The sequence below is a fragment of the Leuconostoc palmae genome (genome assembly GCF_019656075.1).
Classification (GTDB): domain Bacteria; phylum Bacillota; class Bacilli; order Lactobacillales; family Lactobacillaceae; genus Leuconostoc; species Leuconostoc palmae.
Window position 1 is genome coordinate 1 of record NZ_BPKZ01000022.1, and the last position, 3,786, is coordinate 3,786.

The 3,786-nt window shown below is 35.7% G+C and carries 1 protein-coding gene; it reads right to left on the reverse strand.

From position 1 onward, the window contains the following. On the reverse strand, positions 1 to 3,786 hold a 3,786-nt coding region (locus K5Q12_RS07055; RefSeq protein ID WP_281418961.1), incomplete at both ends, for a glycoside hydrolase family 70 protein.

A 3,786-nucleotide genomic window follows, 5' to 3' on the forward strand; every position in this document is an offset into this window, starting at 1 on the left:
ATCACCACCAGCAAAGGTAATTAAGTTCCAGCTCACACCCTTACTGTCAGTGTATTGACGCGTGACTTGCACTTGTTTATTGTTATAGCTTGATAGTGGCTTTATAGACGGAGTAAATTTTTTATCATCTTGATAGTCCATGACTTGCATATCTTCTGGCAAATTAGAATACATATTATATGCTGAAGCCGGGTCAAAAATAATTTTTTTATCAGTTACAGGTACACCAAGTTGGACTGCAATATCATTAGAAATCAAATCTGATGGTAATAAGAACTTCATATTTTGATTGGACACGTTAAAATATTGACCTGTTTGCCAGTCTTTCAAAACATACCCCATACCTAAGCCTAGAACATTCGTTCCGTTCATATATTTAGCAGACCACTCTTTTATTTTAGTATCCGTATCTAATTCCGCTCTAGTTTTACTATCAACTGTGTAATATACAGATCCGGTACCGTTGCCACCATAATTTTTTACATCATATTCATAACTTTTTGACCTAAATATATCAGGATAAGCTGCTTTTAATTTATCTAAAAACTCACCACCGTACTTATTCTGATACTTACCTCCACCTACTGTATTAACAACGTACATTTGTGTACCAAAAGGTGTTGACAAATTATTCCCATTCCAATCAACACGGTTAGTAGAAGCAACCTCCTTACCAGGTAAATTGTAAATCTGATTAGCCACAACATCTGCCATTACTTGCATACCTGATAAGTGAAGCTGTTTTATAGCTTGTCGTAAATCTTCATCGTTTCCATATTTCGTTGGTTTCTCAAATCCTAGGTCGTATCTATCCGTAAACGCATAACCATTATCGATAGTAGAATCTAAAAATGTTTTGTCTTGTGATGATCGATATTGTGGTGCCATTTCGAAGCTTGTGATGCCCCATGATTTAAAAGTATCTGCTTTATCAGCTATGACAACGTTAGTGTACTCATTCCTATTTGTAGGCATTGGTTGAAAATTTGAAAATGCTTCATAAATTAAATTTGAATCCAATGCAGCATTCGAATGCAATACTTTGCCATCATTCACTGATTTCTCACTTGGTAATGTGCGAGCATCTTGCTGTTCTGTCGCATCTAAAGGTACCCAAGCGCTCAAATAACCAGAGACTTCAGAATTTAAGAATCCATGAACTTTTGTATTAAGTTGGCCATTGATGTCTTGATTGCTAAACACTAAATCACCGTTGTCATCAGTTTTGATCACGGGCGCATTTTTGCTGGATGAATAAGAATCAATACCGTTATCCGTAGTTAATAACAAGGCTCGATAATTTTGATTTCTATGGGCAGCACCCATATGTAAAGTTACTTTACTGTCCTTACTCAACTTTAATGAAGGGTCATTTGCTATAACAACACCAATCCCTTGTGTCCGCGTTTCATTAGTTCCAATATCATTAGCGGTCATTGCACCTTTTCCAAAACGAACACTCGTTAACACGCCATTATCATCGACATTTATTGTTTGTCCACCAGCAACAAATTGTTTACGTGCTTCCATAAGGGCCGTAATGGTATCAAAATATAATGACTGTTTTTGCATATATTGCCCATCATCTTGATACATGTCACCATAATAAACACGTGGAACTGTATCCTTATTAGTTAACAACAAGGCATAAGCACTAGGAATATTATATTGATTATACTTTTTCTCGATTTTTCTTTGATCTTTATAATACAAAGACAAGCCCTTTTGTAACTGTTCAGGTGTAAAATTAGTCCAATCAGCGCCAGTAGCATCAGTAATAGCCGCACCAACTTTATCTTGGATATCTTTATCATGCGCATGAATAATCGAATAGTTTGGAATAGCAACATTTTCCGTAGAATTATTAGCACGATCGGCTATGAGCTTGTCACCTTCTTTATCCTGAATTAAGTTTGATAATGATATATTACTGCTAGGACCATTAGTCAAAGACTTTTTCATAGCTTCTCTTATATCGGACTCAATCAATGCATCTTGATGTATTGTTGTAGTACCAGCTTCCAGTCCCGCTTCCACCAATGACAAGTGAGCATTAGCTTCCTTATCATTTTTGTCGACACCGTAAGCTGCTCTTAAATAATCATAGGTTCTCTGAATTAAATCATTACTAACAAAGTCAACGGCATCTATTCTGATACTATCAAAATTTGAATTATTCTCTTTTCCCTGTGTTGTAATACTACCAAAGTTCAAAAGATAATATAACCAGTTCAAATCTTCAGCTTGAACAATAGGATTAGAGTTGTCAACATCGTTGGCTAATAGAAAATCCAAAGAATTATCTGCATTACGATACTTAGAGTTGACATTGGGAGTCAAATCACTATTCTGATACTTTAAATACCCCCCCTGAAATGGACCAGTATGGTATTCAGAGTCACTATTCCAAATATATTGTTGGTTGATAAATGATGGCTGCCCGTCATGGGCAGTAAACAATACATTATTTAACCAATCTGTATTGCCTGTTTGGCTAATCTTTTTTTCGATACCAATTTGAGCTTGTTGTGCCGCTTCGTTTAACAGAAGTTGGTCAGTATTAAGATCATAGACAGCAGACTGATTGAGTACACCTTCATTCTGCATCAATCTCAAATAATTAACTTGAATATCTTTATTTGGCCACCAAACTGTAATAAGTGGTCTGAAATCTTTATCAGTTGAAGCTCTCCAGTCTGTACCATGAGACAAAATTTGTGCTGGACGATACCAAGTTTCTGCTGTTAAGAAGCCATCTACAAGATTCTTAAAATTGCTTTCACTTAAATTATTTACAACATTGTGTTGCGTATAATCATTTTTATTCGATGGCGCCACTAAAGTATATTGATATGACCCATTCCCAGTATCTTTGTCAAAATAATAGCCAATACCATCAATATTTTTTGCTTGGCCCTTGAGTTGTATACCCGTTGCTAAATCAAAGTAATTCAGATTGCCATTGATGCCATATAATCCCTTTATTGCTTCATTATTGTTGTCAAGATAATAAACATTGTCTCCGCTAATTTTATATTGACCTGTTGGTGCTGTGTTAACAACACTGACGAGATTACCTTTATTGCCTTCAAAATAGTACGTTGTCCCATCAACCGTAGCTGTGTGGCCTTTTAGTTGTTCTCCAGTATGTTCATCAAAATATTGTATTTCGCCATTAACGTCATTTAGACCTTTGATAGTATGACCTTGATTATCAACATAAGCCCAATATTTTTTCTCTTGACCCTCATTATTTTTTGATGTCTGCTCGGCATAATGTCCATTGGTAACCGCTTTAAATGCCGTAGCGTTACCACTGTCTGCGTCGAAATAATAAGTGACACCATCAACTGAACGTATTTGATGTTTAGCCTGATGACCTGTTGACAGGTCAAAATACTGTAAATTCCCTTCAACATCATATAGACCCTTTACTGGTTGCTTGTCATGGATATCAACATACTGCCACATGCCATCTTTTTGAGAATAACTACCATTACTAATTTTTGTAAATGTACGACCATTGCCACTATTTTTATCAAAATAATAAGCATTATCATCAATATTCTTTAATTCCCCTTTCGCTTGATAACCTGTTTTCGGATCAAAATATTGCGTATGACCTTCAATATTTTGTAATCCACTTACCTGCTTACCAGATTGATCAATATAAACAAATTGGCCATCTTTTTCTACATATTGTCCACTATTAATACTAGTTTTGGTCTCTGGTACGACTGACTTGCTTGGTACATCAGTCGTTTTAACAGGAGCTGTTGTTGACTC